Raw genomic sequence first — 25,224 nt, 5'->3', positions numbered from 1 at the left:
CCGACATCAGCGTGTCGGGTGCGCGTCACAGCGCCGGCGGGCTCTCGTCCTCGTTCGGGGCTCTGCCACACCAGATCCGCACGATGTCGTTCCACCGCGCGATGGTGCCGCCGGTCGGCTGCTGGGCGGTGACCGTTCCGGAACGCCCGGTGGGATAGCGAGGCGAGAAGCCGTCCTCGACGAGTTCGTTCCTCGCCTCGCCGCACGACTCACCGAGCAGATCCGGCACCTCGTTCGGTGGCGCGGCCCCGGCCACGGTGACCACGACCGTGACGCCGCGCCTGACCGGCGTACCCGGCGCCGGTCTCGTGCTGAGCACGCTGGAACTGCTCCCGCTGCCGAAGACGAACTGCCAGCCCAGCCCCCGGTCCCGCAGTTCCTCCCGGGCGTCCTCGAAGTCCATGCCGACCAGGTCCGGCACGGTCAGCCCGCTCGGCCGGGAGGTCATGGGACTGCTGCTCGGTGTGCTGGTGGGCGTCGGCCGTTCGCGCGGCGGAGAGGTCTGCGCGACGGGGGTGCTGCTGGTGGTGCCGCCGGACGGTGCGGCCACCGGCCGCTGCTGGTCGCCGGCCAGCACCCAGCCGCCGGCCGCCCCGATGACGGCGAGCAGCACCGCGGCGAGACCGCCACCGACGATCAAGGTCGTCCGATTCCGGCCGGTGTCACCGACCCCCGGTCGCCCGTCCGTGGTTTCGTGCGTCATACCGCTCCACCGCCTCATCACCGGCGACCGTATCCGGCTGCGCCAAGCACTCTCCGTCACCATTGCCTGCCGATGCCGCGCACGACTCGCCGCACCGACCACAGGACGTTACGCTGCCCGGCATGGCCAGACAGGGCTGGGGAGGATCGATCGCCACCGCGGCCGGCGTGGCAGCCGGCGCCGGGGCCGCCCAACTGGGTTTCGGATACGGTCTCGGCATTCTCAACTGGGTGCCGCCCGAGTCGACCGGCGGCACGGCGGCCTGGGTGGCCAGCCTGATCTGGGCCACCTGGATCGCCGCCACCTCGACCATCTTCGGTGCGGTCTGCGCCCAGCGGCTGCACGAGCGCCGCCGGGTCGCCTTCCCGTCGGACACCGCGACGGAGGGCGCTGCGACGGAGGCCGGTGGTGGCCCGTGGTCGGCCGCCCTGGCCGTGGCCGCCGCGCTCGGCGCACTCATCACGGTGCTGCTGGTCGCCGTGCCGGCGCGGGTCGCGGTGGTCCCGGACACGCCGTCCCCCGGGACATGGCCGCCGGGTACGCCGCGGTCGGCGTGCTGATCGGGGCCCTCGTGGCGGTCTGGGCGCTGCGCTGCCGCGCGGCGGCCACCAACGTCATCGCCACGGCGGGCTGGCTCTGGCTGCTCGCGGTGGTCGCCGTGGTCGACTCGGTGCTCGCCGGTCGCGGGCTGACCACCGCCCAGCTCGGCATCTGGCAGCTCAGCTCGGACAGCGACCAGTTCTGGATCCGGGACTACTTCTACTGGCCCGGCGCGGTCCTGTCGCTCGGGTCGGCGCTGCTGATCGGTGCGCTGGCCGCCCGCAGTGGCGTCCGAGCGACCGGCCGCCGGGTCGGCGCCACCGCCTCCGGTGCCGCCGGGCCGTTGCTGGTGGCCGTGGCGTACTTCCTCGCCGTACCGAGGCTCACCGCGATCAGCCCGGAGCAGGTGTCCGCCCATCTCATCGCCCCGTACGCGGCGATCGTCGGAATCGGTGGGTCCGTCCTGGTGGCGGCGCTCGCCCAGCGGGCGGCCCGGCGGGCGGAGAGCCGGTCCACCCCCGATGCGGCCACGGTGGTGGTGCCCCGGCAGCGCGTGGGGGACGACCACCGCACGCACGAACCCGACTCGGATCTCGACCGCCCGGGCCACACCGGAACCGGCGAGGCGGAGCTGGACTCGGGTGCTGCGGCACCGGCTGCCGACGTCGGGAGCCGCCGTGCGGCGGCGCCCGCGTCGTCGGGTACGGCCGTGGCAGCGCCCCGGGCCGGACGGCATCGTCGAACGCCACGACACCGCCGACCGGGCCGGCCGCCACCTCCGGCCGGACGGGCGCACCCGGGTCGACCGCACCGGGCTCGACGGCAGCCGCGGCGCCGACGGCGGCAGGGGACGGTGCCGCCGCGTCGCCGGCAGGATCGTCCGGTGGCGGCGACGCCGCGGAGGGTGGTGCCGGCCGCCGGGCCCGACAACCGCGGCGGGGACGCTGAGCGGTCAGTCGAGCGGCCAGGTGTGCACCGGCTCGTTGGTGTACTGCAACTCGGCGTAGCGCTGCAGCATGTGGTGCAGGGCGGCGCGGCGCTCCAGACCCAGGTGCCGCTCTGCCGCCCACACCGTGGCGGTCTGCCAGACCGCCCCGTTACGACCGGTACGGCAGCGCTGCTCGATGATGCCGAGCAGGCGGTCCCGCTCGGCCGCGGCGACACCGAAGCCGTCGAGACCGTCCGCGGCGATCGGCAGCAGCACGTCGAGCACCAGCGTGGTCGCCGGCACCGCGCCGAGCCGGGGCCAGTGCAGGACCGCGTCCATGCCACGCCGGGCGGCGGCGTGGAAGTTCTCCTCGGCGGAGCTGAAGGTGAGTTGGCTCCAGACCGGCCGGTCGGCCTCGGCCAGGCCCCGGACCAGCCCGAAGTAGAAGGCGGCGTTGGCCAGCATGTCGACCACGGTCGGCCCGGCCGGTAGCACCCGGTTCTCCACCCGCAGGTGCGGACGACCGTCCATGATGTCGTAAACCGGCCGGTTCCACCGGTACACGGTGCCGTTGTGCAGTCGCAACTCGGCCAGCTCTGGCACCCCGCCGGCGTGCAGGACCTCCACCGGGTCCTCGCTCTCGCAGATCGGCAGCAACGGCGGGAAGTAGCGGACGTTCTCCTCGAACAGGTCGAAGATCGACGTGATCCAGCGTTCGCCGAACCAGACCCGGGGGCGCACGCCCTGGGCCTTCAGCTCGTCGGGTCGGGTGTCGGTGGCCTGCTCGAACAGGGCGATCCGGGTCTCCGCCCAGAGCTGGCGGCCGTACAGGAAGGCCGAGTTGGCGCCGACCGCCACCTGGGCCGCGGCGATCGCCTGCGAGGCGTTCCAGTAGTCGGCGAAGCTGTCCGGCGCAACCTGAAGGTGGAACTGGAGGCTGGTGCAGGCGGCCTCCGGTGCGATCGAGTCGTTGTGCGTACGCAGTCGCTCGACGCCCCGGATGTCGAGTTCGATGTCCTCGCCTCTGGCACCGACGATCTGATCGTTGAGCACCCGGTACCGCTCGCTGGTGGAGATGTTGTCCGCCACCAGGTGCCGTTCGTTGAGCGTGGGCAGGATGCCGACCAGGACGATCCGGGTGTCCGACCGCGCCGCCCGATCGTTCGCCCGGCCCAGGCTCGCATGCAGGTCACGCTCGTAGTCGGCGAAACCTGTGCCGGAGATCAGGCGAGGATTGGCGTTCAACTCCAGGTTGAACTGCCCCAGTTCGGTCTGGAACAGGGGGTCGGCGATCGCGGCGAGGATCTCCTCGTTGCGCATGGCCGGCTCGGCGGCCGGGTCCATCAGGTTGAGTTCGATCTCCAGCCCGGTCATCGGCCGGTCGGCATCGAAGCCGAAGTCGTCCAGCATCAGCGCGAACACGTCCAGGCAGCGGCGGACCTTCTGCCGGTACCGGACCCGATCCTCACGGGAGAAGGCGGCTCGATCGACGTCCCTGCCCATGTGCCCTCCCGGCGCGCGACACCACGGAGCGATGCCACCCCGCAGCGCATTGTGAACCATACTCGCTCAAAGCGCCGGGCCCGGCCGCCCCGAAGATCGGTCCATTGCCGCAGTCCACCCACCTTTTCCGAGGTGGATGGTCCGGCACGCGGTCAGGTCGGACACCTCCGCCGGGATCCCTACCCAGCGGCGGCGGACCCGCACACGACGGGCAAACAAGTTGTGACAATTGGCACGCATGCGCCCAGCCGACAGGCCCGCGCGGTGCGGGCGCGGGCCTGTCAGGGCTGCGGAGATCAGGACTGCCGGATGGCCTCGCCCTCGATCTCGATCTTGATCTTCTTGCCGACCAGGACACCGCCGGACTCCAGGGCGACGTTCCAGGTCAGACCGAACTCCTCGCGGTCGATCTCGGTGCTCGCGGAGAAGCCGAAGATGTCCTGACCGAAGGGGCTGCGGCCGACACCCTCGAACTCGACCTTCAGCTCGACCGGGCGGGTGACGTCCTTGATCGTGAGCTCACCGGCGAGGACGAACTCGTTGCCCTGGTGCGACTTCACGCCGGTGCTGCGGTACTCCAGCGTGGCGAACTTCTCGGCGTCGAGGAACTCCGGGCTGCGCAGGTGTGCGTCCCGGTCGGACTGCGCCGTGTTGATGCTGGCGGCCTGGATGGTGGCGGAGACCGAGGACTGCAGCGGCTCCTCGGCGATGGTGATGGTGGCGCTCGCATCGGCGAACTCGCCGCGCACCTTGCTTACCATCATGTGCCGGGCAACGAAGCCGACCCGCTTGTGCGCCACATCCAGCAGGTAGGTGCCGGCTGCCGGGATGGTGAGGCCGTTCCATTCGCGGGTAACCGACTCGGTGCTGCTGGTCATGAGAAACTGCCCTCCGGAAGAGATTGTTTAGTAGCCCAACGGCTGCGTCAGCAACTATAGCCTCGACAATATTCCTGATGTCAAGCACTGGTAGGATGGGCTGGTGAAGCAGAACGTGTTCGAGGACCCTCGGATCACCGCTGTCGGGCTGCTCTTCGAGGTGCATGCCGGGTTGTCCGCCCGGTTCGCCAGCCAACTCGAAGAGCACGGTCTGTCATCGGTCGAGTTCGAGGTGCTGACCAGACTCACCCGGTCGCCCGGCAACCAGTTGCGGATGACCGACCTCGCCGCCCAGACCTCGCTCTCCACCAGCGGCGTCACCCGCGTGGTGGACCGGATGGAGCGCGACGGACTGATCACCAGGCGCGCCTGCCCCTCCGACCGGCGCAGTTCGTACGCAGTCGTGACACCGGCCGGCCTGCGCCGGCTCGACGAGAGCCTGCCCGGACACCTTCAACTCATCGAAGACTGGTTCACCGGTCAGCTCGACCCGGCCGCGTTGGCTGCACTGCTCGACGGCCTGCGCCGGGTGCGGGACGCCGTCCATCCCTGCGCCACCGCCGGCAGCAGTTCCGCTCCGGCCGAGGACGAGTCCCCGGCCGAGAGCGGGGCGACTTCCGTCCGCCGCTGATCCGCCGGCGGCCCCGCCCTTTGCCGTCCTACCACCCGGTCGAGACCCTCGGTGGGCAACGGACCAGCCGAGCGTGACGCCACCGGCAGAAAGACCGGCAGAACCAACCGGCCAATGGTCGATAGCCCATCAAACCCGACAGATGCCGCTGCTGCCCCTCGCTAGTCTCGCTGCAGCGGGGGCGTAGTGGGGGGCAGCGGCGCGGGCGATGAGCGAGGGGTGGCACCAGGGGGCTTCCTCGCCCGCGCCGTCCCCTTCTCCGCCGCCGGTTGGCCGGGCTGCTCGCCCGGCTGGCCACGCCTCGCGGTTGCATCGGTTGTCGTCCGCCCCCGCTTCACCGACAACACGTAGAGCAGCTCCTCCTCCTGGCGCAACAGCCGGATGCCGCCGTCCCGGCAGGCCAGATCCAGACGGTCGAGGACGGTCGGGTCGGAGGTGCTCGCGGCCAGACCCACAAGAGCCTCCACGACCGTGCGCCGGTCCCGGCTGCCGACGTCGGTCTCGACCGCGGCGGCGAACCACTCCGCCGCGACCTCCCGGTCGCCCCGATGCAGCGCCAGGTGCCCTTCGATCAGCGCACCGGTTTCGTCCAGCGGGCGCAACTCGACGAGCACCGCGGCGGCGTCGGCCGCCCGGCCGTCCTGCGCCAGCGCCAGCCCCAGCGTGCCGAGCACCTGATGGCGATGCCGCGGGGCGCCCAGGTCGGCGAGGGCCGTCAGCGCCCGTCGTGCCTCGTCGACCGCGTCGGCGTACCGGCCTTCGAGGCGGAACACCTCCGCGACCGTGCCCCGCGCGAGCACCCGAAGCCGCTGTTCCCCGCACTGCCCACCGAGCCGGTCCACCGCGGCCAGCCGGCGCCGGGCGGCGGCCAGATCGCCGAGTCTGATCTCGTGCCACGCCAGGTGATGCTGCGCGACGGCCATCTGGCGGGTCAGGCCCCGCTCGGCGGCCAGGGCCAGCACCGCCTCCGCCTGCTCCCGCGCCTGCCCCGGCCGGCCCGTGGCGGCCAGCAGGGCACCCAACACCGTCCGTGCCTCCAGCTCGCCCGGAACGTCGCCGAGCCGGCGGAACTCCGCCAGCGCCGCGCGGGCGGTCGGCACCTCCGCGGCAGCCGCGCCGTGCTCACCGGCGAGCATCGCCACGCCGAGCGAGGCCCACGCCCGCAGCGTGGGATCCGCGTCGGCGGTACGCGGGTCGGCGCGCAGGCGCAGCAGCCACTGCCGGCCCAGCACGTCCCGCCCGCGCAGCCGCCACCACCGGGGCAGACTCACCGCCAGGCGCAGCGCGGTCAGTGGGTCGTCCACCGCCGCGTACGCCAGCGCCGAGCTGATGTCGCCGGTGACCTCGTCGAGACGGTGTGCTGCGGCACCGGCACCGGCACCGGTCAGACCGGGCGCGGTCCGCTCCACCATCCGGGTGATCACCCGGGCGTGCTGGCGGCGGATCACCGTCGACTCCCCGCTACCCGATGCCTGTTCGACGGCGTAGTCCCGGACCGCGTCCAGCAACCGGAAACGGAACGAGCCACCGCCTCGTACGCTCAGCAGCCCCAGGTCGAGAAACCGGTTCAGCAGCGGAACGGGATCGACCGAGGCATCCGTACCGGCCAACATCTCCTCGGCCAGTTCGACGGACCAGCGGTTGCCGAATGCGGCGAGCCGGCGCAGCGCCGCCCGCTCGTCGGCGGCGAGCAGCCGGTAGCTGGTCGCCACCGCGTCACGAAGCGTCTCCGCCACCGCCGTCCGGGCGTCGTCGCCGCGCGACCCCGGCGCCCAGCCACCGCGGATCGCGGCCGAGGTGTCCAGGTCCAGCACCCGGTCGCCGTAGCGGTCGAGCAGTTCGGTCAGGTCGAGCAGCCGGCCGCGGGCGGCCATCAACTCGATCGCCAGTGGCAGCCCGCCCAGTCGTCGGACCAGCGCGGCCAGCGCCGGCAGTTCGGCGTCCGACGGCGGTTCCCGCCGCACCTGGGCCAGCCGCGAGGTGAACAGGGCGACCGCCGGGTAGCCGGCGAGCGCCACCGGATCGGTGTCGTCCGGCGGTGGCACCTCCAGCGGTGACACTGGGCGTACCCACTCGCCCGGCAGCCCCACCGGGTGCCGTCCGGTGACGAGCACCCGCAGCGACGGCACCGCGCCCACCAGCCGCTGCAACGTCCCGGCCACCGGATCGGGCGCCCGCTCCGCGGCGTCCACCAGCAGCAGCGCCCGCCGGTCCCCGAGCCGGGCGGCCAACTCGGTGATCCGGGCCGCACCGAAGACCGTCACCGAGGCGGCGAGCACGTCGGCGGCGTCCGAACCGGCCCCGATCAGCACCCCGGCGGCGCCGCCGGGGTGAGCGGGCGCGACCGCGTGGACCACCGCCAACGCGAGCGCCGTCTTGCCGACCCCGGCCAGCCCGACCAGGCTCACCACCCGGGGGCCACGCGGCTCGGTCAACAGGCTGGCCAACTCGGCCACGTCCCGTTCCCGACCGATCAGTTCGGGCGGAGGCGGCAGCCCCGGTGGGGTACGGGCAGCGGGCCGGGCGGGCGCGGCGCCGGCGCCGCGAGCGGCGGCCAGGAACGCGCTGCGGGTCGCGTCGGTCAGCCCGAGCGCCTCGGCGAGCAACTCGACGGTGGTGCGCTGCGGTCGCGAGGAGCGCCCACGCTCCAGGTCGCGGACCGTCCGTACGCCGATGCCGGCGCGGACCGCCAACTCGGCCTGGGTGGAACCGGCGGCCAACCGATGGGCCCGCAGCAACTCCGGGAGGCCGGGGTGGGCGGGCGGACCGGAGGGACGATCATGACCCGAAGTCATGGCCAGGGACATTACGGGCCAGGCCCGACATCGGACACGGGATCGTCGGCCACCCGACGACGCCGCGCCGAAACCCGACAGGCACCGGGCCGGCCGGCGGCTCACATGCCGAGATCGCGAGCGATGATCATGCGCTGTACCTCGGACGTACCCTCGCCGATCTCCAGGATCTTGGAGTCCCGCCAGAACCGGGCCACCGGGTACTCGTTCATGAAGCCGTACCCACCGTGGATCTGGGTCGCCTCCCGGGCGTTGTCCACCGCGACCGTGCTGGCGTGCAGCTTGGCGATCGCCGCCTGCCGCTTGAACGGCTCACCGGCCGACATCCGGGCCGCGGCGTCGTAGTAGGCCAGCCGCGCGGTGTACGCCTTCAACTCCATGTCGGCGATCTTGAACTGGATCGCCTGGTAGTTGCCGATCGGCTGGCCGAAGGCGTGGCGCTCCTTCGCGTACTTGATCGACTCGTCGACGCAGCCCTGGGCGAGGCCCACGGCCAGCGCGGCGATGGCGATCCGACCCTCGTCGAGGATGCGCAGGAACTGGGCGAAGCCCCGGCCACGCTCGCCGAGCAGGTTCTCCGCCGGCACCCGGCAGTCGTCGAACGTCAGCTCGTGGGTGTCCGAGGCGGTCCAGCCGACCTTGGAATAGCCCGGTGCCACGGTGAATCCGGGCGTCCCGCTCGGCACGATGATGGTGGACAGTTCCTTCGAGCCGTCCGGCCGGATGCCCGTCACCGCGGTCACGGTGACCAGGACGGTGATGTCGGTGCCCGAGTTCGTGATGAACGCCTTCGACCCGTTGATCACCCACTCACCCGCCGCCTCGTCCAGCACGGCCCGGGTCTCGGTGCCTCCCGCGTCCGAGCCGAAGCCCGGCTCGGTGAGCCCGAAGCCGGCCAGCGCCTCGCCGCTGAGCAGCCGCGGCAGCCATCGGGCCCGCTGCTCGTCGGTGCCGAAGCGGTAGATCGGCATGGCTCCCAACGAGACCGCCGCCTCCAGGGTGATCGCCACGCTGGAGTCGACCCGGGCGAGTTCCTCCAGGGCCAGGCAGAGGGCGAAGTAGTCGCCGCCCATGCCGCCGTGCTCCTCGGCGAAGGGCAGGCCGAACAGTCCCATCTTGCCCATCTGCCGGATGATCTCGTACGGGAAGGTGTGCTGCTCGTAGTGCTCCGCGATCACCGGCGCGACCACCTCACGGGCGAAGTCCCGCACGCTGTCTCGCAGCGCCTCGTGCTCCTCGGTGAGCCGGAAGTCCATCGGGTTCCTCCTGTGTGGACGGCCCGCCGGGCGCTCGTGACGCCGGGCGGGAACGTGCTCGCTCGGGCTGGCTGTGGGGCTCGTGCCGGCGGGACGGCTCAGACCGGGGTGACGCCGTGCCGTCGGCGGGAGAAGTGCCGCTGCTTGCCCCGGGCGGCGGCGAACCGGCGGACCAGCTCGGCGCGCAGCTCGTCCGGCTCGACGATGGCGTCGACCACCAGTTCGCTGGCGAGCCGGACGATGTCGATGTCCCGCTCGTACTCCTCGCGCTTCGCGGCGACGAACGCGGCCCGCTCGCCCTCGTCCTCGATCGCGGCGATCTTGTTCGCGTACACCGCGTTGACCGCGGCCTCCGCGCCCATCACCGCGATCTTCGCGGTGGGCAGGGCGATGGTGGCGTCCGGCTCGAAGCCCGGCCCGGCCATGGCGTAGAGGCCGGCGCCGTACGCCTTGCGGACCACCACACAGATCTTGGGTACGGTCGCCTCCGAGATCGCAGTGATCATCTTGGCGCCGTGTCGGATGATGCCCTGCCGCTCGACCGCACTGCCCACCATGAACCCGGGCACGTCGGACAGGAACAGCAACGGCACGTTGAACGCGTCGCAGAGCTGCACGAACCGGGTCGCCTTGTCGGCCGAGTCGACGAAGAGCACGCCGCCCTTGAACATCGAGTTGTTGCCGACCACGCCGACGACCTCGCCGTTCAGCCGACCGAAGCCGATGGTCAGCTCCTTGGCCCAGAGCGCCTGGATCTCGAAGAACGAGTCCTCGTCGAGCAGACCCTTGACGTACCGTCGCATGTCGAACGCCTGCCGTTCGCTCGCCGGCACCAGCGCGGCGAGGTCGACCCTGGCCGGCGCCCGGACGGCCGGCGCGGCCGGTGGGGCCTGGGTCCAGTTGGCCGGCAGGTACGACAGGTAGCGACGCACCACGTCGAGCGCGTCGGCCTCGGTCTTGCAGAGGAAGTGCCCGACGCCGGACTCGGCGCAGTGCACCCGCGCCCCGCCCATCGCCTCCAGGGTGGTCTTCTCACCGGTGACCATCTCGACCATCCGGTCGGAGCCGAGGTACATGCTGGCGTTGCCGTCGACCATGGCCACCACGTCGCAGAACGCGGGAATGTACGCGCCACCGGCCGCGCTCGGCCCGAACAGCGCGCAGACCTGCGGGATCGAGCCGGAGGCGCGCACCTGGTTCCAGAAGATCTTGCCGGCGCCGCGCCGACCCGGGAACAGCTCGACCTGGTCGGTGATCCGGGCACCGGCCGAGTCGACCAGGTAGACCATCGGCACGGCCGTGTCGTACGCCCGCTCGATGATCCGGATGATCTTCTCGACGGTGCGCGCGCCCCAGCTGCCGGCCTTGACCGTGGAGTCGTTGGCCATCAGGCAGACCTGCCGGCCGTCGATGGTGGCGGTGCCGGTCACCACGCCGTCGGCGGGCAGCCCTTCGGCGAGCGCGTTGGCGTGGAGCCCGTCCTCGACGAACGATCCCTCGTCCACCAGCAGGGCGACCCGTTCCCGGGCGAACAGCTTGCCCTTGGCCGCGTTCGCCGCATGGTACCTGTCCGCACCGCCGGCAAGGACCCGCTTGCGCAGCTGCTCCAGCGCCTCACCATCAACCGTCACACCGGCTCCCCACCCCGAGCACCTGAACGATCGTTAGGCTACCCCACTCCGGCCACCCCGTCACGCCTCCCATCCGACCCACCCCCACGTGGGATGGGGGTCAAGAGGTGGGCGTCAGCCGGGTGCGGGGGCCGGCGCGGAGGATGGCGGAGGGGAGGCGGCGGCCGGTCAACTCCTCGGCCAGCTCGGCGGCCTCGACCAGGGCGTCCAGGTCGATGCCGGTGTCGATGCCCATGTCGTGCAGCATGTGCACCGCCTCCTCGGTGGCCAGGTTTCCACTGGCACCGGGGGCATACGGGCAGCCGCCGAGACCGCCCACGCTCGCGTCGAACTCGGTCACCCCCAGGTCCAGCGCGGTCAGCAGGTTGGCCAGCGCCGTGCCCCGGGTGTTGTGGAAGTGCAGCAGCAGCGGAATGTGCGCATTGCGGCCGCGTACGGCGGTGAGCAGGTCCCGGACCCGTCGGGGCGTACCCATGCCGGTGGTGTCGCCGAACGCGACGCGGTCGGCACCGTCGCGGACGACCCGGTCCACGATGGCGGCGACGCGGCCCGGATCGATGTCGCCCTCGTAGGGGCAACCGAAGCTCGTCGCGATGATCACCTCGGCGCGGGCTCCGGCGGCGTGCAGCAGGTCGATCAGCTCGGCGATGTCGTCCAGCGACTCGTCGGTGGACCGGTTGACGTTGCGCCGGTTGTGGGTGTCGCTGGCCGAGACGACCGCCTCGATCTCGGTGAAGCCGGCGGCCAGGGCACGCCGCGCGCCGCGTGTGTTCGGCACCAGCGCCGAGTAGCGAACCCCGTCGGCCTGCACCGCCCGCCGCCACACCTCATCGGCATCCGCCATCTGCGGAATCGCCTCGGGGTGCACGAACGACACCGCCTCGATCCGCCGTACGCCGGTGCGGGAGAGCGCGTCGAGCAGCCGCACCTTGGCGTCGGTCGGGATCGGCTCCTCGTTCTGCAGTCCGTCGCGGGGCCCGACCTCCCGGATGGACACGAACTCCGGCATCTCCGCCATCACGTCACCTCGCTGTGACACGTCGCTGTCGTCTACTCCACCAGCATGTCACTCGCAAGCGGGGGAGACGGAGTCAGCGCATCCGGGAGACGATGGCGGTGTCGTAGTCGCCGGAGGTGAACTCCTCGTTCTCCAGCAGCTCGGCGAAGAAGGGCAGGTTGTTCTTGGGGCCGGTCAGCTCGAACCGGGCCACCGCCGCCTTCGCGCGGCTGATGGCCTCGGCGCGGGTCGGCGCGCTGACGATGAGCTTGGCCAGCAGGCTGTCGTAGAACGGGGTGACGGTGTTGCCCTCGACGTAGCCGGAGTCGACGCGTACGCCCTCGCCGGTCGGCTCGACCCAGGTCGTGATCGTGCCCGGCCCGGGCAGGAACCGCTTCGGGTCTTCGGCGTTGACCCGCAGCTCGATGGCGTGGCCGCGCGGGGCCAGCGTGTCCGGGTCGAAGGTCGGCGCCAGGCCGGCGGCCACCCGAAGCTGCTCTTCGACCAGGTCGAGGCCGTAGACCAGCTCGGTCACCGGGTGCTCCACCTGGAGCCGGGTGTTCATCTCCAGGAAGAAGAACTCGCCCGTGGCCGGATCGAGGAGGCACTCGACGGTGCCCGCGTTGCGGTAGTGCACCGCCTCACCGGCGCGTACCGCGGCGGCCAGCAGGCGCGACCGCAGGTCCGGCGAGACCGCGGGGGACGGCGACTCCTCCGCCAGCTTCTGGTTGCGCCGCTGCACCGAGCACTCCCGCTCACCGAGGGCCAGCACCCGGCCGTCGGCCAGGCCGAGGATCTGCACCTCGACGTGCCGCACCCGGGGGAAGTACCGCTCGATCAGCACCGAGCCGTCACCGAACATCCGCTCGGCGAAGGCGCGCACCTTGTCGTACTCGGTGCGCAGCGCCACCTCGTCGACGGCCACGCCCATGCCCATGCCGCCACCACCGGCGGCGGCCTTCACCATCACCGGGTAGCCGATCTCGGCCGCCGCGGCGACCGCCGCCGCCAGGTCCGCCGCCGGCTCGGTGGTGCCGGGCGCCACCGGCACGCCGGCCGCGGCCATCAGGTTCCGCGCGTTGATCTTGTCACCCATGGCGGTGATCGCGTCCGCGCCGGGTCCGACCCAGATCAGGCCGGCGGCCTCGACGGTACGGGCGAAGTCGGCGTTCTCCGACAGGAAGCCGTAGCCGGGGTGGATGGCCTGCGCGCCGGTCGACCTGGCCGCGGCGAGGATCGCCTCGGTGTTGCGGTAGCTCTGCGCCGGGTTGGCCGGGCCGACGCACACGGCTTCGTCGGCCTCGACCACGAACGGCAGATCCGCGTCGGCCTCCGAGTGCACCGCGATCGCGCGCACGCCCAACCGCCGCGCGGTACGGATGATCCGGCGGGCGATCTCGCCGCGATTGGCGACCAGCAGCGAGTCGATCATGGCTCTCCTCCGAGCGTCCAGATGGTGGGAACGCGAGCTAGCGAACCACGCCGCCCGGTGCGGGAGGAAGGGACCCCTGGCCGTCAGGCGGGCTCGGTGGGGGCGAGCAGCGCGGCCAGGGTGGCGGCGCGCAGCAGCTCGGCCCGGCGTCGACGGTCGACCTCGCCACCGAGGAACGGGGTGGAGTTCATCAGGCCGAACGCGGCGTGCGCCAGCACCCGCGCCTCACCGTCGGGCAGCCCGGGGTGCAGGACGGTCAGCACGGTGACCCATTCCTCGACGTACATCCGCTGGAGCCGGCGGATCCGCCGCCGGGGCTCCTCCGGGAGCCGGTCCAGCTCGTGCAGGTGCAGGGCGATGACGGCCGGGTTGGCCAGCGCGAACTCGACGTGGAAGTCGATCAGCGACTCCAGCACGGCACGCGGGTCGCCCGGGTGGGCGGCGGACCGCTGCCGGCCACCCTCCAGCAGCCCCTCGCTGACCGGCACCAGCGCGGCGACCAGCATCGCCTCCTTGCCGGCGAAGTGGTGGTAGAGCGCCGGGCCGGTCACCCCGGCGGCGGCGCCGATGTCGTCCATCGACACGCCGTGGTAGCCGCGGGAGGCGAACAGCCCCACCGCGATCTCCAGGATCTCGTCCTTGCGGGAACGGCGCCGTCCCGCCCCCGTGGTCCCGCTGCTCGCGCCACGGGCCTGCTGCTCCAGCGTCACCGGGCAAGCCTAGACCCGGCCGGCCACGGCGTGTCGCCCTGGTTACCCGCCGGTCCGACTGCCGGGAACACCGTCGTCGGGGGCGACCGGCCGGCGCTGGTTGAGGCCGGACAGCCGCAGGGCGATCCGCTGCCGCACCGGTGGCAGCACCGAGACCAGGCGCAGCAGCGCGTCCCGGGCCGGGCGGGCGGCGGGTGGCGCGGTGGCCAGCAGGGTGAGCCGGTCGGCGAAGCCGGCCACCTGGTGAGCGGCTGGCCCCCACCATCCAGCGCTACCTCCGCGCCCCCGTCCCCGGGTGATCGGCTACTTCGGGTCGGGGCCCTGGACGACGGGGGCGCGGACCAGGTTGCCCCACTCGGTCCAGGAGCCGTCGTAGTTGCGCACCTGCGGATAGCCCAGCAGGTGCCGCAGCACGAACCAGGTGTGGCTGGACCGCTCGCCGATCCGGCAGTACGCGATCACGTCGTCGTCCGGGCTCAGCCCGAGCTGGTCGGCGTAGATCGCGCGCAACTCCTCGGCCGACCTGAACGTGCCGTCGTCGTTGGCGGCGGACTTCCACGGCTTGCTGACCGCGCCCGGGATGTGCCCGCCGCGCAGCGCGCCCTCCTGCGGGTAGTCCGGCATGTGCAGCATCTCGCCGGTGTACTCGCCCGGCGAACGCACGTCGACCAGCGGCCGGCCGGCGGCGATGTGCGCCGACACCTCCTCGCGGAACGCCCGCACCGGCGCGTCGTCACGCTGCGGCACCGGGTACTCCGCCCGAGGCCGGGCCGGCCTGTCGCGGGTCAACTCCCGCCCCTCGGCGATCCACTTCTGCCGGCCGCCGTCGAGCAGCCGCACGTCCCGGTGGCCGAAGAGGGTGAAGACCCAGAGGGCGTACGCCGCCCACCAGTTGAAGTTGTCGCCGTAGAAGACGACCGTGTCATCGCGGCCGATGCCCTTGGCGGCACAGAGTTCGGCGAACCGTTCGGCGTCCAGGTAGTCCCGGGTCACCTGGTCGTTCAGCTCCAGATGCCAGTCGACCTTGACGGCACCGGGGATGTGACCACTGTCATAGAGCAACACGTCCTCATCGGACTCGACGACCACCAGTCCACTGTCGCCCAGGTGTTCGGCCAGCCAGTCGGTGGTGACCAGCCGCTGCGGGTCCGCGTACGACTGGAGTCGGGCATCGGGATCGTTCGGCACAGACATGATGCCCAAGGTACGCGCGATCCGTGGCCGTTCATCGAGATTCGGGTGCAGCGGATGCGGCCCGTGGCACGTGACAGTGGCGAGACCCGCCGACACCGAGGACTGCCATGACCGCACGGCCACCAGGGGCCGCCCCACCGCCGGTGGACTTCAGCGAGTTCTACCAGGCGCACTTCCACCGCGTGGCGGTGCAGCTCTACGCGTACCTCGGTGACCACGCCGAGGCGCAGGACCTCACCCAGGAGGCGTTCTGCCGGACGCTGGAACGCTGGGATCGGATCAGCGGGTACGACGACCCGTCGGCCTTCGTCCGCCGGGTCGCCTGGAACCTGGCCACCAGCCGGCTGCGTCGGGCCCGTACCGCCGTCCGCCACCTTGCCCGGCAGCGGGAGGCGCACGTGCCCGGCCCGACCCCGACCGGGTGGTGCTGCTGGCGGCGCTCGCCACGCTGCCGACCGCCCAGCGGCAGGCCGTCGTCCTGCACCACCTGGCCCAGCTCACCGTCGCCGAGATCGCCGACCAGCTCGGCGCACCGGAGGGGACCGTGAAGTCCTGGCTGTCGCGGGGCCGGGCCGCACTGGCGCGTCACCTCACCGAGCGGCAGGAGGCCGGCCGTGCGTGAGATCCACCTGGACAAGCTGTTCGCCGAGTTCGAGGCGACCGCCGCGCCCACCTTCCGCCCGCCGGGGGCGGAGGCCGCCCGACGCCGGGTGCACGATCGACGGCGCCGTCGCCGTGCCCTGCTCGCCGGCCTGGTCGCGCTGCTGCTCGCCGGCCCGGGAGCATATGCCGTCGCCGGCCGGGACGGGGATGGTGATCCGCCCACTCCCACCCCCTCCCCCACGCCCGACGGGCGGCCGATCGAGCGGAAGGTGAACCCGGTGGGGGTAGCCGGCAGGCTGGACACGCTGCGGTTCGTCGACGCCCGGCACGGATGGGCCCTCTTCGACACCTGCGGTCCGACCGACGACCTCGGCCGGACCGACTGCCGGCGTGACCTCGCCCGGACCACCGACGGGGGCGAGACTTGGCAGCGCACGCCACTGCCGGAGGCAGTTAACCGCCCGCTGCTGAGCGGACCGGCTCACCTGCTGCCGGTCGACGGCCGGACACTGACCGTGTGGGCGGGCGAGGGATACCTGGTCACCACCGACGGTGGCGCCACCTTCACCGAGCACCCGCTGACGTCTCCACCGGAGGCCACCCAGTTGGGCGTGGCCACCCGCAGCGGCTACCTGCTGCGGTGCCCGGACGGCAACGGCGTGCACGACCTCCCGTGCTCCCGCTACCGGCTCGCCCGGATCGGCCCGGCGGCCATTCCGGCCCAACCCCCGCTGGTCATGGATGGGGACGCCGCCCGGCAGCTCATCGAGGGCGGCGACGGCCGGCTCTGGGTGACCGTCCGGGAAGGCGACGAGTTGAGCGTGGTGGTCAGCAGCGACTCGGCAGCCACCTGGCAGGAGCTGCCGGTCGTGCGGGGCGCCGCGCGCCTGCTGGTCTCCCCCGACGGCCAACACCGCTGGCTGGTCGGCATGAGCGACGCGGAGTACAACGCGTCGACGAGTAAGCGCGTCTGGCAGTTGGTGGGCGACTCGTGGCGGGAGCGGGTCGGGCTACCGCCCGACACGAACTCGGTGGCCGCGATCAACGGTGGACTCCTTGCCATGACCACCGCGTACGGCAACGTCGGCTACTGGACGGGCGACCGTTACATCGACGCCCCCGAGCCCCGCGAGCGCTTCGGCAGTGGTGAGGATGCGCCCTCGGTGCAGGTGCTCCCCGACGACACAATCGTCATCACCACGCTGAACACCACGATCCTCGCCCCCGGCACCGCTCAAACCCGCACCTGGACCCGCCTCCTCCACTGACCCCACCACCACCCCACCCCGCCCCTGACCGACGTGTTGATCATGAGGTTAGCGGCGTTCTTGATCTCCAGAACTGCCGCTAACCTCATGATCAACCGAGTGGGGGTGAGGGGTGGAGGGTGGGGAGAGGGTGGGGCGCTTGGCGGTCAGGGTGTCGCCGGAGGAGCGGCCGGTCAGGCGGCGCTTGATCCAGGGGGCCAGGTGTTTGCCGGCCCAGCGGAGGTCGGCGGTGCGCGCCGACAGCCAGGGGGTGGGTTCCGGGCGCGGCGGGACGAGCAGCCACTCCTCGTCGCAGCCGACGCCGAGCGCGGTGAGCACCTGGCCGGCGACGCGGCGGTGCCCGGCCGGCGAGAGGTGCAACCGGTCGGTGCTCCACAGCATCGGGTTGAGATATGTGTCGTCGGCGTACAGGTCGACCATGATCGCGCCGTGGCGCTCGGCGGTCTCCCCGACGGCACGGTTGAGCAGAGTGACCCGGGGCGCGATCAGCCGCTGACCGGGCAGCCGCGACATCAGGTCGGCGAACCGGAACAACACCACGTCGGCGCCGCCCGCCCGCAGCCGGCCGATCACCTTGTCGTAGCGGCCGACCAGGGTCTCCGGGTCGAAGCTGCGGCGCAGCACGTCATTGCCGCCGGCCGCGAAGCTGATCAGGTCGGGCTTCATGGCCAACGCGGCCGGCACCTGCTCGGCCACCACGCTGGGGAAGGTCCGTCCCCGGATGGCCAGGTTGGCGTACGCGAAGTCGGGACCGACCTCGGCGGCCAACCTGGTGGCGACCAGATCTGCCCAGCCCCGGAAACTGCCGTCCGGATAGGCGTCGTCCAGGCCCTCGGTGAAGCTGTCCCCGACCGCGACGAAACTGCGCCAGCGCATGCAACTCCTTCGGAGTAAGGAAGGGCCCCTTATTGACGCCTGCGGTAGTAGCGGGGCCCCTTCTTAACACCGGGAAGTCTGGCACCGCGCCCGCTCACCGGTCTGCCCCGCAGGCGGGAACGTGTCAGAGGTCATCCACACTGCCAGGGTGATGATCTCAATTCCGGCGGGACGGGTGACGCTGTCGGATCGGCGTACGCAGCGTCGGTGGTCGGTGGAGGTCGAGGCGTACCAGATCGCCGCCTTTGCGGTGACCCAGGCGGAGTATGCGCTGATCACCGGCGCGCGACCCAGCGCGGCGCGCGGCGACCGACTGCCTGTCGAGAGCGTCTCCTGGTGGGACGCGATCCGCTACTGCAACGCCCGCTCGCAGCGGGAAGGGCTACGGCCCGCCTACCGCCTGGACTCTGAGAACGGCGAGGACGTCGGGTGGGTCGACTCCGCCGACGGGTACCGGCTGCCCACCGAGGCCGAATGGGAGTACGCCTGCCGGGCCGGCACCACCGGGCCGCGCTACGGGCCGCTGGACGAGATCGCCTGGTACCGCGACAACTCCGGCGGACGCCCGCACGAGGTGGGCGGACGGCAGCCCAACGCCTGGGGACTGTACGACATGTTGGGCAACGTGTGGGACTGGTGCTGGGACGTCTACGACGCGGAGGTCTACGGCAGCTACCGGGTGCTGCGCGGCGGCGGCTGGTTCGACGAGCACTGGAGCTGCCGGGCGTCGGTACGCCGCCGCAGCCATCCGACGTTCACCGTCGACGACGTGGGTTTCCGGGTGGCCCGCTCCGGCCGTACCTAGGTGGCGCGGCAGCGGCCGGTGCAGGCGGGCGGCAGGGCGACAGCCGGGCGACGGTACGGGCCCCACGCCACGAACCGCTGGAACAGCTCACGCGGGGTCGGGCCGCCCTCCGGGTCCAGCCGGAACAGGTCGTGGGTCGGCGGAGCGGAGCCGGGTGCTGCCGTGACCTCGGGCGTACGGGACCAGCACCCGGTGACCGGCCGCCGTCAGCAGCGGTGTCGCGGCGGCGAAGCTGTGGATGTCGTACGGCCAGCCGTGCAGCAGAAGCACGACCGGACCGTCCGGCGGACCGGCGTCGACGTATCCGACGTCGAGGAGACCGGCGTCGATCTGCCGCACGTCATCGAACAACGGACTGCTCCCTGCGCTCGGCGGGGTGGTTCCCCCGGAACGTAGGGCTCCGCGATGGGCACCGGCAGCGGTTCACCCAAGGACGAGTTGGCCGGTCGCCGGGTGGTTAGGATGCGCCGTCAGCCTGCCCGATCCGCCACCTGGCTGCGGCGGAGCAGGTCGAGCAGCCCGTGCCCGTCCTCGATCCGGGCATCCGGCGACACCTCGGGGCGCTCCGGTTCCCGGTCGGTGCGGGGCGAGCGCATCAGCACGGCCGCCCCGGTGCCGGCCCGCCGCGCACAGGCGATGTCCCGGTGCAGGCTGTCACCGACGAACCAGCACTTGCCGATCGGTACGCCGATCGCGTCGGCGGCCAGCTGCGCGAAGCGCGGATTGGGTTTACGCAGCCCCGTCTCGTCGCTGTAGAACTCGACCTCGAAGAACCCGGAGAGCCCGACGGCGGCGAGAAAGTCACGATGGGCGGCACCGCAGAGAGTGTTGCTCACGATGGCCATCGGCACTCCCGCGTCGGCGGCAGCCCGGAGGGCCTCGGGGATGCCGGGTCGCACCTCCCACTCGATGCGCCACGTCCAGGCGTACGCCAGGGGAGTGGCCTCCCGCTCGACGGCGGCCCGCGCCGCCTCGGGCCAGCCCTGGGTGACGAAGTCGGCCCACACCCGGTTGTGCGGCAGCTCGATCGGCTCCGCCGAGGCGCTGATCTCGTCCCGCCACAGCGAGTACGCCCGCGCGCCCTCGATCAGGTCGGCCGTGATCCGCTCCTCGGAGACGTCCCCACCGACCACCTCGGCGACCCGCCGCACCATCTCCGGAGCCGCCGCCCCACCGGCCGGCGCATCCGCCAACACCCCTCCGAAATCCAGCAACAACCCACCAGCCGCCCGCATCATGCGCCCATCCTCGCGTAGATCTTGGTACAAAAGCGCCCACCCGAGGGCACTTTCGTACCAAGATTCAGTAACCCGGACACCGGCCTAATGGGATCGCCTACCGACAGTCGTCGGTCGTACGCTGCGGCAATGCTGCTGCGCATGTCGACATCGCTGATCCGGACCCTGCGCGAGGACCCGGCCGACGCCGAGGTGCCGAGCCACCGGCTGCTGCTGCGCGCCGGCTACATCCGCCGGGCCGCACCGGGCGGCTACACCTGGCTGCCGCTGGGCAAACTGGTGCTGGACCGGATCAGCGAGATCGTCCGGGCCGAGCTGACCGCGATCGGCGACCAGGAGGTGCACTTCCCGGCGCTGCTGCCGGCCGAGCCGTACCGCACCAGCGGCCGATGGACCGAGTACGGCGACGACATCTTCACCCTGGCCGACCGGCGGGGCGCCGAGCATCTGCTCGCGCCCACCCACGAGGAGTTGGCCGCGCTGCTGGTGAAGGACCTGTTCACCTCGTACCGCGACTTTCCGGTCACGTTGTTCCAGATCCAGACCAAGTTCCGCGACGAGACCCGCCCTCGTGCCGGACTGCTGCGCGGGCGCGAGTTCCTGATGAAGGACGCCTACTCGTTCGACCTGGACGAGGCGGGCCTGCGGGCGGCGTACGAGCGGCACCGGGACGGCTACCGGCGGATCTTCGACCGGTTGGGCCTGGACTACACCGTGGTGCACGCCGTGTCGGGGGCGATGGGCGGCTCGGCGTCGGAGGAGTTCCTGGCCACCACGCCGGTCGGTGAGGACGCCTACGTGGGGTGCACCGACTGTGACTACGCGGCCAACACCGAGGCGGTCACCACGCCCGCCCCGTCGGCCGGCGATCCGCAGGCCCGACCGGCGACCGAGGTGCACGACACCCCCGAGACGCCGACCATCGCCAGCCTGGTCGCGCTGGCCAACGATCGCCGGCTCGCCGGCCGGGACGACTGGACGGCCGCCGACACCCTGAAGAACGTGGTGCTGACCGTCCGCCGGCCGGGTGCCGAGACGGCCGAGCCGCTGGTGGTCGGGGTGCCCGGCGATCGGGAGGTGGACCTGAAGCGGCTCGCCGCCGCGCTGGCGCCGGCCGCCGTGGACGTCTTCGACGCCTGGGACGAGCACCCCGAGCTGGTCCGTGGCTACCTCGGGCCGCAGGTCTTCGCCAAGCTCGGCGTGCGCTACCTGGTCGACCCCCGGGTCGCGCCGGGTACCGCCTGGCTGACCGGCGCGAACGAGCCGGGCCGGCACGCCACAAACGTGGTGTGCGGCCGGGACTTCGACCCCGACGGCACGGTCGAGGCCGCCGAGGTGCGCCCCGGCGACCCCTGCCCGACCTGTGCCACCGGCCGGCTGACCATGCGCCGGGGCATCGAGATCGGGCACATCTTCCAGCTCGGCCGCCGCTACACCGACGCCTTCGCCGTCGACGTGCTCGGCCCGCAGGGCAAACCGGTCCGTCCGACCATGGGCTGCTACGGCATCGGGGTCTCGCGGGCGGTGGCGGCGATCGCCGAGCAGCACCACGACGAGCGGGGACTGGTCTGGCCGGAGTCGGTCGCCCCGGCTGACGTACACCTGGTGGCCGCCGGCAAGGGCCCGCAGGTGGAGGCGGCGCTCGACCTCGGTGCCCGGCTGTCCGCCGCCGGCCTGCGGGTGCTGGTCGACGACCGCGCCGGTGTCTCCGCCGGGGTGAAGTTCACCGACGCCGAGCTGATCGGCATCCCGCGCGCCGTCGTGGTCGGCCGCCGCCTGGTCGACGGGTACGTCGAGCTGCGCGATCGGGCCACCGGCGAGCACACCGACCTTCCGGTGGAGGACCTGGCGGAGCGGCTGCTGGACGGGGTACGCGGGAACGTGGTGTAGCCGTCACACGACGGGGTACGGCATCTCGATCGGTTGGACGTTCTCTGGAGGCTGCGATGACCGGTTACCGGGTCGCTGACGTGATGACCAGGCAGGTGATCTACCTACCTGCGGAGACCACCCTCGACGAGGCGGCCAGGGTGATGAAGGAGGCCGACATCGGCGACGTGGTCGTCACCGACGGCGCCAATCTGGCCGGCATCCTGACCGACCGGGACATCGTGGTGCGCGCGGTGGCCGAGAACGCCACCACGAACGCCACCACCATCGGCTCGATCATCACTCGGGAGGTCGTGATGATCGAGCAGTTCTGCACCGCCGCGGAGGCCGCTTCGCTGATGCGTGAGCGAGGCATCCGGCGGATCCTGGTCTGTGACAGCGAGCGCAAGTTGGTCGGCATCGTCTCCCTCGGCGACCTGGCGATGCAGCTCGACCCCACCTCCGCGCTCAGCGAGATCAGCGAGCAGTCGACGACGGGGTAGGAAGCGACGCCGGTAGCCTGGCGTAATGCCCGAGATGCCGAGCAAGCTGGCCGAGATCGTCGACGAGTTCGCCGCCGCGCCGCGGGACGTGGTGCTGGAGATGCTGCTGGAATTCTCCGACGCCGTGCCGCCGCTGCCGGCCGGCTTCGCCGGCCACCAGGGCATGGAGCAGGTCGTCGAGTGCCAGACGCCGTTCTTCCTGCGCGCCGAGGTGACCCCGCAGGGCACCGTGAACACCCTGTTCGACTGCCCGCCGGAGGCACCCACCACCCGGGCCTTCGCCGGCATCCTCGCCGAAGGACTGGCCGGTGCCAGCCCCGAACAGATCCTCGCCGTGCCGGACGATCTGTACCAACGGATGGGCCTGGCCCAGGCGATCAGCCCGCTGCGGATTCGCGGCGGCACCGCCATCCTCGGCCGACTGAAGCGGCAGGTCCGGGAACAGATCGGGTGACCAGCGGGTTGTCTCCGATCATGGAGATCGACATCTACGCCGACGTGGTCTGCCCCTGGTGCTGGATCGGCCGACGCCGGCTTGAACAGGCCCTCGCGTCGTACGACGGCGAGGTGACCGTCCGCCACCGCCCCTTCCAGCTCGACCCGTCGCCGGTGCCGTCGCCGCGCCCGACGCTCGACGCGCTGGCCGAGAAGTTCGGTGGTCCGGAGCGGGCCCGGCAGATGGCCGCCCAGGTCGCCGAGGTCGGCGCGAGCGTCGGTCTGACACTCGACCACGAGCGGGCGATCGCGGCCAACACCTTCGACGCGCACCGGCTGATCGACTGGGCCGAGCAGCGGGGTCGTGGTGGCGAGATGGTCGAGGCCCTGCACCGGGCCCACTTCACCGACGGCGTCGACATCTCCTCCCGCGCGGCGCTCGCCGGGGTAGCCGCCGGGGTCGGGCTCGACGGCGACGACGCCCGGCGCTTCCTCGACTCGGACGAGGGCGTGACCGAGCTGAGGTCCGAGCTGGCCGCCGCCCGGCAACTCGGAGTGACGAGCGTGCCCACCTTCGTGCTCGCCGGGAAGTACGCGGTCACCGGAGCCCAGGAGCCGGCCACGCTGCTCGCCGCCCTCGCCGAGGTCGAGCAGCGTGAGTCCGCCACCGACTGAGCCCGCCGCCATCGACGCCGTTGATGTTTCACGTGCAACAGCATCGATATCTGTCGACGGTCAGGCCGACCTGGCCAGGTTCTCCACCACCTGCGCGCCGGGCAACACGGCGAGCGCCGCGCCCGGCAGCGCGATCTTGCTGTGCCGCACGCCCGACCCGATCACCACGTACGGCGTGGCCACCACTCGGGCGTCGACCAGGATCGGCCACTGCGGCGGCAGCCCGATCGGGGTGATCCCGCCGTACTCCATGCCGGTCAACTCGACTGCGTCGGTCATCGGGGCGAAGCTCGCCTTGCGCACGTCCAGCGCCCGCCGGGCCACCCCGTTCACGTCGGCCCGGGTGGTGGCGAGCACCAGGCAGGCCGCGTACCGGATCACCCCTTCCCGCTTGCCGGCGACCACCACGCAGTTGGCCGACTCGTCCAGCCCGACCTCGTACGCGGCGCAGAACGCCGCGGTGTCGGCGAGGTCGGGGTCGATCGGCGCGACGAGCACCGCGTCGACGTCCACCGGAGCGTCGGCGGGCCACCGGGCGAGCGCGGCGGCGACCGGCGGGGCCAGCAGGTCGGTACGGAGGCGGGCCGGCTCGGTCTTCAACGTTCCCATCACGCATGCGATCGTCGCATCCGGGCGGCCCGCGGGTCTCGCCACGGTTGGTCGAGCCGCGGAGCCGAACCGCCGCGTCGAGCCGAGGTCAGGTTCCGTTGGTCAGGAAACCGTGCCGCTCCAGCATGGCCCGGTCCCGGGAGACCGCCATCTCCTCCGCCCGCTCGGCCTGCACGCGCCGCATCTCGATGTCCTCCAGCGCGTGCCGGACGGCGAGCCGGATCACCCCGTAGAGGAAGACGAAACCGCAGACGTACAGGATGACGGTGACGACGATGGTGAGCATGAACCGACGGTAGGGCGAACGTGAACGGGAGCGAGTGTCATCTTGCGGCCGTTCGCCCGTACGTGTCGGTCAGGTAGTCGGCCCACGTCCGTCGGCCAGTCGGCCGGGCATCGGTGACCAGGCCGCCGGAGCGCAGTTCCCGGCCGACCCGACCGGGGAACCGGATCGGCAGCAGCGGCCGGCGGGATCGGCGAGCCTGCCGCCAGCTGCGCACCGCGTCGTCGAAGCGCAGCACCTCGGGCCCGCCGTACTCCACGATGCCGCCCTGAGCTCCGGCACGGAGCAGCTCGACCAGCTTCTCCGCCACCTCGCCCCGGTCCACCGGCTGCGCCACCACTCCCCGGTCGCCGATCACCGGCCCGAGCCGGCTGGAGGCACGCAACAACCGGTCGAGAAACTGGGGGAACTGGGTGGCCCGCAACACCGTCCACGGCACCTCGCCCGCGGCCACCACCTTCTCGGCCGCCAGCTTGTGGCGGTAGTACGGGTAGGGCACCCGATCGACGCCCACGATCGACACGTACACCAGGTGCCGCACCCCGGCGGTCGCCGCCGCGCCGACCAGCCGCCGGGTGCCGAGCACGTCGACCTGGTGGGTCCGTCGGGTGGGCGAAGACGCCAGATGCAGCACCGCGTCCACCCCGGACACCGCCGCCGCGACGCCCTCGCCGGTGGCCAGGTCCGCCACCACCCACCGCACCCCCGATCCGGTACGCGGCCGGCGGCTGCTGGCCCGCACCTCGAATCCCTCGGCAAGCGCCCGGGGCAGCACCGCCCCGCCCAGCGTGCCCCCTGCTCCGGTGACCAGTACGCGCATCTTGACCTCCCTCGTCGGCTGCCCCGTCGACGGGTCGGGCGG

The 25,224-nt window shown here is 72.2% G+C and carries 25 protein-coding genes and 2 pseudogenes; 9 read left to right on the top strand and 18 right to left on the bottom strand.

All coding sequences use genetic code 11. From position 1 onward, the window contains the following. Window positions 1–25: 25 nt before the first annotated feature. Window positions 26–703 (bottom strand): PASTA domain-containing protein, encoded by a 678-nt coding sequence (locus tag KIF24_RS29870; protein ID WP_221086868.1) that lies wholly within the window; start codon window positions 701–703, stop codon window positions 26–28. A gap of 122 nt (window positions 704–825) precedes the next feature. Between KIF24_RS29870 and KIF24_RS35265 the strand changes: the two genes are divergently transcribed. Continuing rightward, a complete protein-coding gene (locus KIF24_RS35265) occupies window positions 826–1,263 on the top strand; it encodes a hypothetical protein (RefSeq protein WP_221086867.1) in 438 nt (145 codons plus the stop codon). A gap of 199 nt (window positions 1,264–1,462) precedes the next feature. Here KIF24_RS35265 and KIF24_RS35260 read toward each other — a convergent pair whose 3' ends face one another. From KIF24_RS35260 to KIF24_RS29850, 3 genes are all read right to left on the bottom strand, one after another. Beyond that, a complete protein-coding gene (locus KIF24_RS35260) occupies window positions 1,463–1,774 on the bottom strand; it encodes a hypothetical protein (protein WP_221086866.1) in 312 nt (103 codons plus the stop codon). A gap of 421 nt (window positions 1,775–2,195) precedes the next feature. Continuing rightward, complete coding sequence (locus KIF24_RS29855; RefSeq protein WP_221086865.1) at window positions 2,196–3,674, bottom strand: glutamate--cysteine ligase; 1,479 nt, start codon at window positions 3,672–3,674, stop codon at window positions 2,196–2,198. A 296-nt stretch (window positions 3,675–3,970) separates the two neighbouring features. Further along, complete coding sequence (locus KIF24_RS29850; protein ID WP_221086864.1) at window positions 3,971–4,552, bottom strand: YceI family protein; 582 nt, start codon at window positions 4,550–4,552, stop codon at window positions 3,971–3,973. A gap of 103 nt (window positions 4,553–4,655) precedes the next feature. Between KIF24_RS29850 and KIF24_RS29845 the strand changes: the two genes are divergently transcribed. Next, the gene (locus tag KIF24_RS29845) at window positions 4,656–5,183 is read left to right on the top strand and encodes a MarR family winged helix-turn-helix transcriptional regulator (RefSeq protein ID WP_221086863.1); all 528 of its coding nucleotides are present in this window, start codon (window positions 4,656–4,658) and stop codon (window positions 5,181–5,183) included. A gap of 329 nt (window positions 5,184–5,512) precedes the next feature. On the opposite strand, the pseudogene KIF24_RS29840 reads toward KIF24_RS29845, so the two are convergent. The 8 genes and pseudogenes from KIF24_RS29840 to KIF24_RS29805 form a co-directional block, all read right to left on the bottom strand. Further along, window positions 5,513–7,978: pseudogene (locus KIF24_RS29840) on the bottom strand (ATP-binding protein); the annotation flags it as partial. 101 nt (window positions 7,979–8,079) lie between these two features. After that, window positions 8,080–9,234: an acyl-CoA dehydrogenase family protein gene (locus tag KIF24_RS29835; RefSeq protein ID WP_221086861.1), complete on the bottom strand. Its 1,155-nt coding sequence runs from the start codon at window positions 9,232–9,234 to the stop codon at window positions 8,080–8,082. Window positions 9,235–9,332: 98 nt separating this feature from the next. After that, complete coding sequence (locus KIF24_RS29830) at window positions 9,333–10,865, bottom strand: acyl-CoA carboxylase subunit beta (RefSeq protein WP_221086860.1); 1,533 nt, start codon at window positions 10,863–10,865, stop codon at window positions 9,333–9,335. A 100-nt stretch (window positions 10,866–10,965) separates the two neighbouring features. Next, a complete protein-coding gene (locus KIF24_RS29825; protein ID WP_221087622.1) occupies window positions 10,966–11,874 on the bottom strand; it encodes a hydroxymethylglutaryl-CoA lyase in 909 nt (302 codons plus the stop codon). Between the two features lie 82 nt (window positions 11,875–11,956). Continuing rightward, on the bottom strand, window positions 11,957–13,294 hold the full coding sequence (locus KIF24_RS29820) for an acetyl-CoA carboxylase biotin carboxylase subunit (RefSeq protein ID WP_221086859.1): 1,338 nt from the start codon (window positions 13,292–13,294) through the stop codon (window positions 11,957–11,959). A gap of 83 nt (window positions 13,295–13,377) precedes the next feature. Then, window positions 13,378–14,004 carry a TetR/AcrR family transcriptional regulator gene (locus tag KIF24_RS29815; protein ID WP_221086858.1) on the bottom strand — a complete coding sequence of 209 codons (627 nt, stop codon included), beginning with the start codon at window positions 14,002–14,004 and terminating at the stop codon, window positions 13,378–13,380. 42 nt (window positions 14,005–14,046) lie between these two features. Then, window positions 14,047–14,244: a hypothetical protein gene (locus KIF24_RS29810; protein WP_221086857.1), complete on the bottom strand. Its 198-nt coding sequence runs from the start codon at window positions 14,242–14,244 to the stop codon at window positions 14,047–14,049. A 63-nt stretch (window positions 14,245–14,307) separates the two neighbouring features. Then, window positions 14,308–15,198 (bottom strand): sulfurtransferase, encoded by an 891-nt coding sequence (locus KIF24_RS29805; protein WP_221086856.1) that lies wholly within the window; start codon window positions 15,196–15,198, stop codon window positions 14,308–14,310. A 107-nt stretch (window positions 15,199–15,305) separates the two neighbouring features. On the opposite strand from KIF24_RS29805, the pseudogene KIF24_RS29800 reads away from it, so the two are divergent. Next, window positions 15,306–15,820: pseudogene (locus KIF24_RS29800) on the top strand (SigE family RNA polymerase sigma factor). Then, window positions 15,813–17,069 carry a WD40/YVTN/BNR-like repeat-containing protein gene (locus KIF24_RS29795; RefSeq protein WP_221086855.1) on the top strand — a complete coding sequence of 419 codons (1,257 nt, stop codon included), beginning with the start codon at window positions 15,813–15,815 and terminating at the stop codon, window positions 17,067–17,069. Before KIF24_RS29800 ends, KIF24_RS29795 begins: the two are co-directional and overlap by 8 nt. A gap of 48 nt (window positions 17,070–17,117) precedes the next feature. Here the strand turns inward: KIF24_RS29795 and KIF24_RS29790 are convergent, their stop codons facing one another. Beyond that, entirely contained in the window at window positions 17,118–17,945 is an 828-nt protein-coding gene (locus KIF24_RS29790; protein WP_221086854.1) for an SGNH/GDSL hydrolase family protein, read from the bottom strand. A 151-nt stretch (window positions 17,946–18,096) separates the two neighbouring features. Here KIF24_RS29790 and KIF24_RS29785 point away from each other — a divergent pair, with 151 nt between their 5' ends. Continuing rightward, a complete protein-coding gene (locus KIF24_RS29785; RefSeq protein WP_221087621.1) occupies window positions 18,097–18,750 on the top strand; it encodes a formylglycine-generating enzyme family protein in 654 nt (217 codons plus the stop codon). Between the two features lie 87 nt (window positions 18,751–18,837). Here KIF24_RS29785 and KIF24_RS29780 read toward each other — a convergent pair whose 3' ends face one another. Both KIF24_RS29780 and KIF24_RS29775 read right to left on the bottom strand, forming a co-directional pair. Next, a complete protein-coding gene (locus KIF24_RS29780; RefSeq protein ID WP_230415975.1) occupies window positions 18,838–19,101 on the bottom strand; it encodes an alpha/beta fold hydrolase in 264 nt (87 codons plus the stop codon). Between the two features lie 119 nt (window positions 19,102–19,220). Beyond that, window positions 19,221–19,988, bottom strand: a complete 768-nt coding sequence (locus KIF24_RS29775; protein WP_221086853.1) for an HAD family hydrolase — start codon at window positions 19,986–19,988, stop codon at window positions 19,221–19,223. A 129-nt stretch (window positions 19,989–20,117) separates the two neighbouring features. On the opposite strand from KIF24_RS29775, the gene KIF24_RS29770 reads away from it, so the two are divergent. Genes KIF24_RS29770 through KIF24_RS29755 form a run of 4 tightly spaced genes read left to right on the top strand, consistent with a single transcriptional unit; the run spans window position 20,118 to window position 23,470 of the window. Then, window positions 20,118–21,878, top strand: a complete 1,761-nt coding sequence (locus KIF24_RS29770) for a proline--tRNA ligase (RefSeq protein WP_221086852.1) — start codon at window positions 20,118–20,120, stop codon at window positions 21,876–21,878. Between the two features lie 56 nt (window positions 21,879–21,934). After that, entirely contained in the window at window positions 21,935–22,360 is a 426-nt protein-coding gene (locus tag KIF24_RS29765) for a CBS domain-containing protein (RefSeq protein WP_221086851.1), read from the top strand. A gap of 25 nt (window positions 22,361–22,385) precedes the next feature. After that, window positions 22,386–22,814: a SufE family protein gene (locus tag KIF24_RS29760; RefSeq protein ID WP_221086850.1), complete on the top strand. Its 429-nt coding sequence runs from the start codon at window positions 22,386–22,388 to the stop codon at window positions 22,812–22,814. A 20-nt stretch (window positions 22,815–22,834) separates the two neighbouring features. Next, window positions 22,835–23,470 carry a DsbA family oxidoreductase gene (locus tag KIF24_RS29755; RefSeq protein WP_221087620.1) on the top strand — a complete coding sequence of 212 codons (636 nt, stop codon included), beginning with the start codon at window positions 22,835–22,837 and terminating at the stop codon, window positions 23,468–23,470. 60 nt (window positions 23,471–23,530) lie between these two features. On the opposite strand, the gene KIF24_RS29750 is transcribed toward KIF24_RS29755, so the two are convergent. From KIF24_RS29750 to KIF24_RS29740, 3 genes are all read right to left on the bottom strand, one after another. After that, complete coding sequence (locus KIF24_RS29750; RefSeq protein WP_221086849.1) at window positions 23,531–24,079, bottom strand: YbaK/EbsC family protein; 549 nt, start codon at window positions 24,077–24,079, stop codon at window positions 23,531–23,533. Between the two features lie 88 nt (window positions 24,080–24,167). Then, window positions 24,168–24,365 (bottom strand): hypothetical protein, encoded by a 198-nt coding sequence (locus KIF24_RS29745; protein WP_221086848.1) that lies wholly within the window; start codon window positions 24,363–24,365, stop codon window positions 24,168–24,170. Window positions 24,366–24,402: 37 nt separating this feature from the next. Beyond that, a complete protein-coding gene (locus tag KIF24_RS29740) occupies window positions 24,403–25,182 on the bottom strand; it encodes an SDR family oxidoreductase (RefSeq protein WP_221086847.1) in 780 nt (259 codons plus the stop codon). Between the last annotated feature and the right edge of the window lie 42 nt (window positions 25,183–25,224).

Origin of the sequence: Micromonospora tarapacensis, from assembly GCF_019697375.1 — a bacterium.
Taxonomy (GTDB): domain Bacteria; phylum Actinomycetota; class Actinomycetes; order Mycobacteriales; family Micromonosporaceae; genus Micromonospora; species Micromonospora tarapacensis.
This window is presented reverse-complemented; position numbering and strand designations above follow the sequence as displayed.

Bases quoted from the DNA above. Each gene is read 5' to 3' on its own strand.
- KIF24_RS29870 (WP_221086868.1), bottom strand. From the start codon at position 703: ATGACGCACGAAACCACGGACGGGCGACCGGGGGTCGGTGACACCGGC.
- KIF24_RS35265 (WP_221086867.1), top strand. From the start codon at position 826: ATGGCCAGACAGGGCTGGGGAGGATCGATCGCCACCGCGGCCGGCGTG.
- KIF24_RS29855 (WP_221086865.1), bottom strand. From the start codon at position 3,674: ATGGGCAGGGACGTCGATCGAGCCGCCTTCTCCCGTGAGGATCGGGTC.
- KIF24_RS29850 (WP_221086864.1), bottom strand. From the start codon at position 4,552: ATGACCAGCAGCACCGAGTCGGTTACCCGCGAATGGAACGGCCTCACC.
- KIF24_RS29835 (WP_221086861.1), bottom strand. From the start codon at position 9,234: ATGGACTTCCGGCTCACCGAGGAGCACGAGGCGCTGCGAGACAGCGTG.
- KIF24_RS29825 (WP_221087622.1), bottom strand. From the start codon at position 11,874: ATGCCGGAGTTCGTGTCCATCCGGGAGGTCGGGCCCCGCGACGGACTG.
- KIF24_RS29820 (WP_221086859.1), bottom strand. From the start codon at position 13,294: ATGATCGACTCGCTGCTGGTCGCCAATCGCGGCGAGATCGCCCGCCGG.
- KIF24_RS29805 (WP_221086856.1), bottom strand. From the start codon at position 15,198: ATGTCTGTGCCGAACGATCCCGATGCCCGACTCCAGTCGTACGCGGAC.
- KIF24_RS29790 (WP_221086854.1), bottom strand. From the start codon at position 17,945: ATGCGCTGGCGCAGTTTCGTCGCGGTCGGGGACAGCTTCACCGAGGGC.
- KIF24_RS29785 (WP_221087621.1), top strand. From the start codon at position 18,097: ATGATCTCAATTCCGGCGGGACGGGTGACGCTGTCGGATCGGCGTACG.
- KIF24_RS29775 (WP_221086853.1), bottom strand. From the start codon at position 19,988: ATGATGCGGGCGGCTGGTGGGTTGTTGCTGGATTTCGGAGGGGTGTTG.
- KIF24_RS29770 (WP_221086852.1), top strand. From the start codon at position 20,118: ATGCTGCTGCGCATGTCGACATCGCTGATCCGGACCCTGCGCGAGGAC.
- KIF24_RS29765 (WP_221086851.1), top strand. From the start codon at position 21,935: ATGACCGGTTACCGGGTCGCTGACGTGATGACCAGGCAGGTGATCTAC.
- KIF24_RS29760 (WP_221086850.1), top strand. From the start codon at position 22,386: ATGCCCGAGATGCCGAGCAAGCTGGCCGAGATCGTCGACGAGTTCGCC.
- KIF24_RS29755 (WP_221087620.1), top strand. From the start codon at position 22,835: ATGGAGATCGACATCTACGCCGACGTGGTCTGCCCCTGGTGCTGGATC.
- KIF24_RS29750 (WP_221086849.1), bottom strand. From the start codon at position 24,079: ATGGGAACGTTGAAGACCGAGCCGGCCCGCCTCCGTACCGACCTGCTG.
- KIF24_RS29745 (WP_221086848.1), bottom strand. From the start codon at position 24,365: ATGCTCACCATCGTCGTCACCGTCATCCTGTACGTCTGCGGTTTCGTC.
- KIF24_RS29740 (WP_221086847.1), bottom strand. From the start codon at position 25,182: ATGCGCGTACTGGTCACCGGAGCAGGGGGCACGCTGGGCGGGGCGGTG.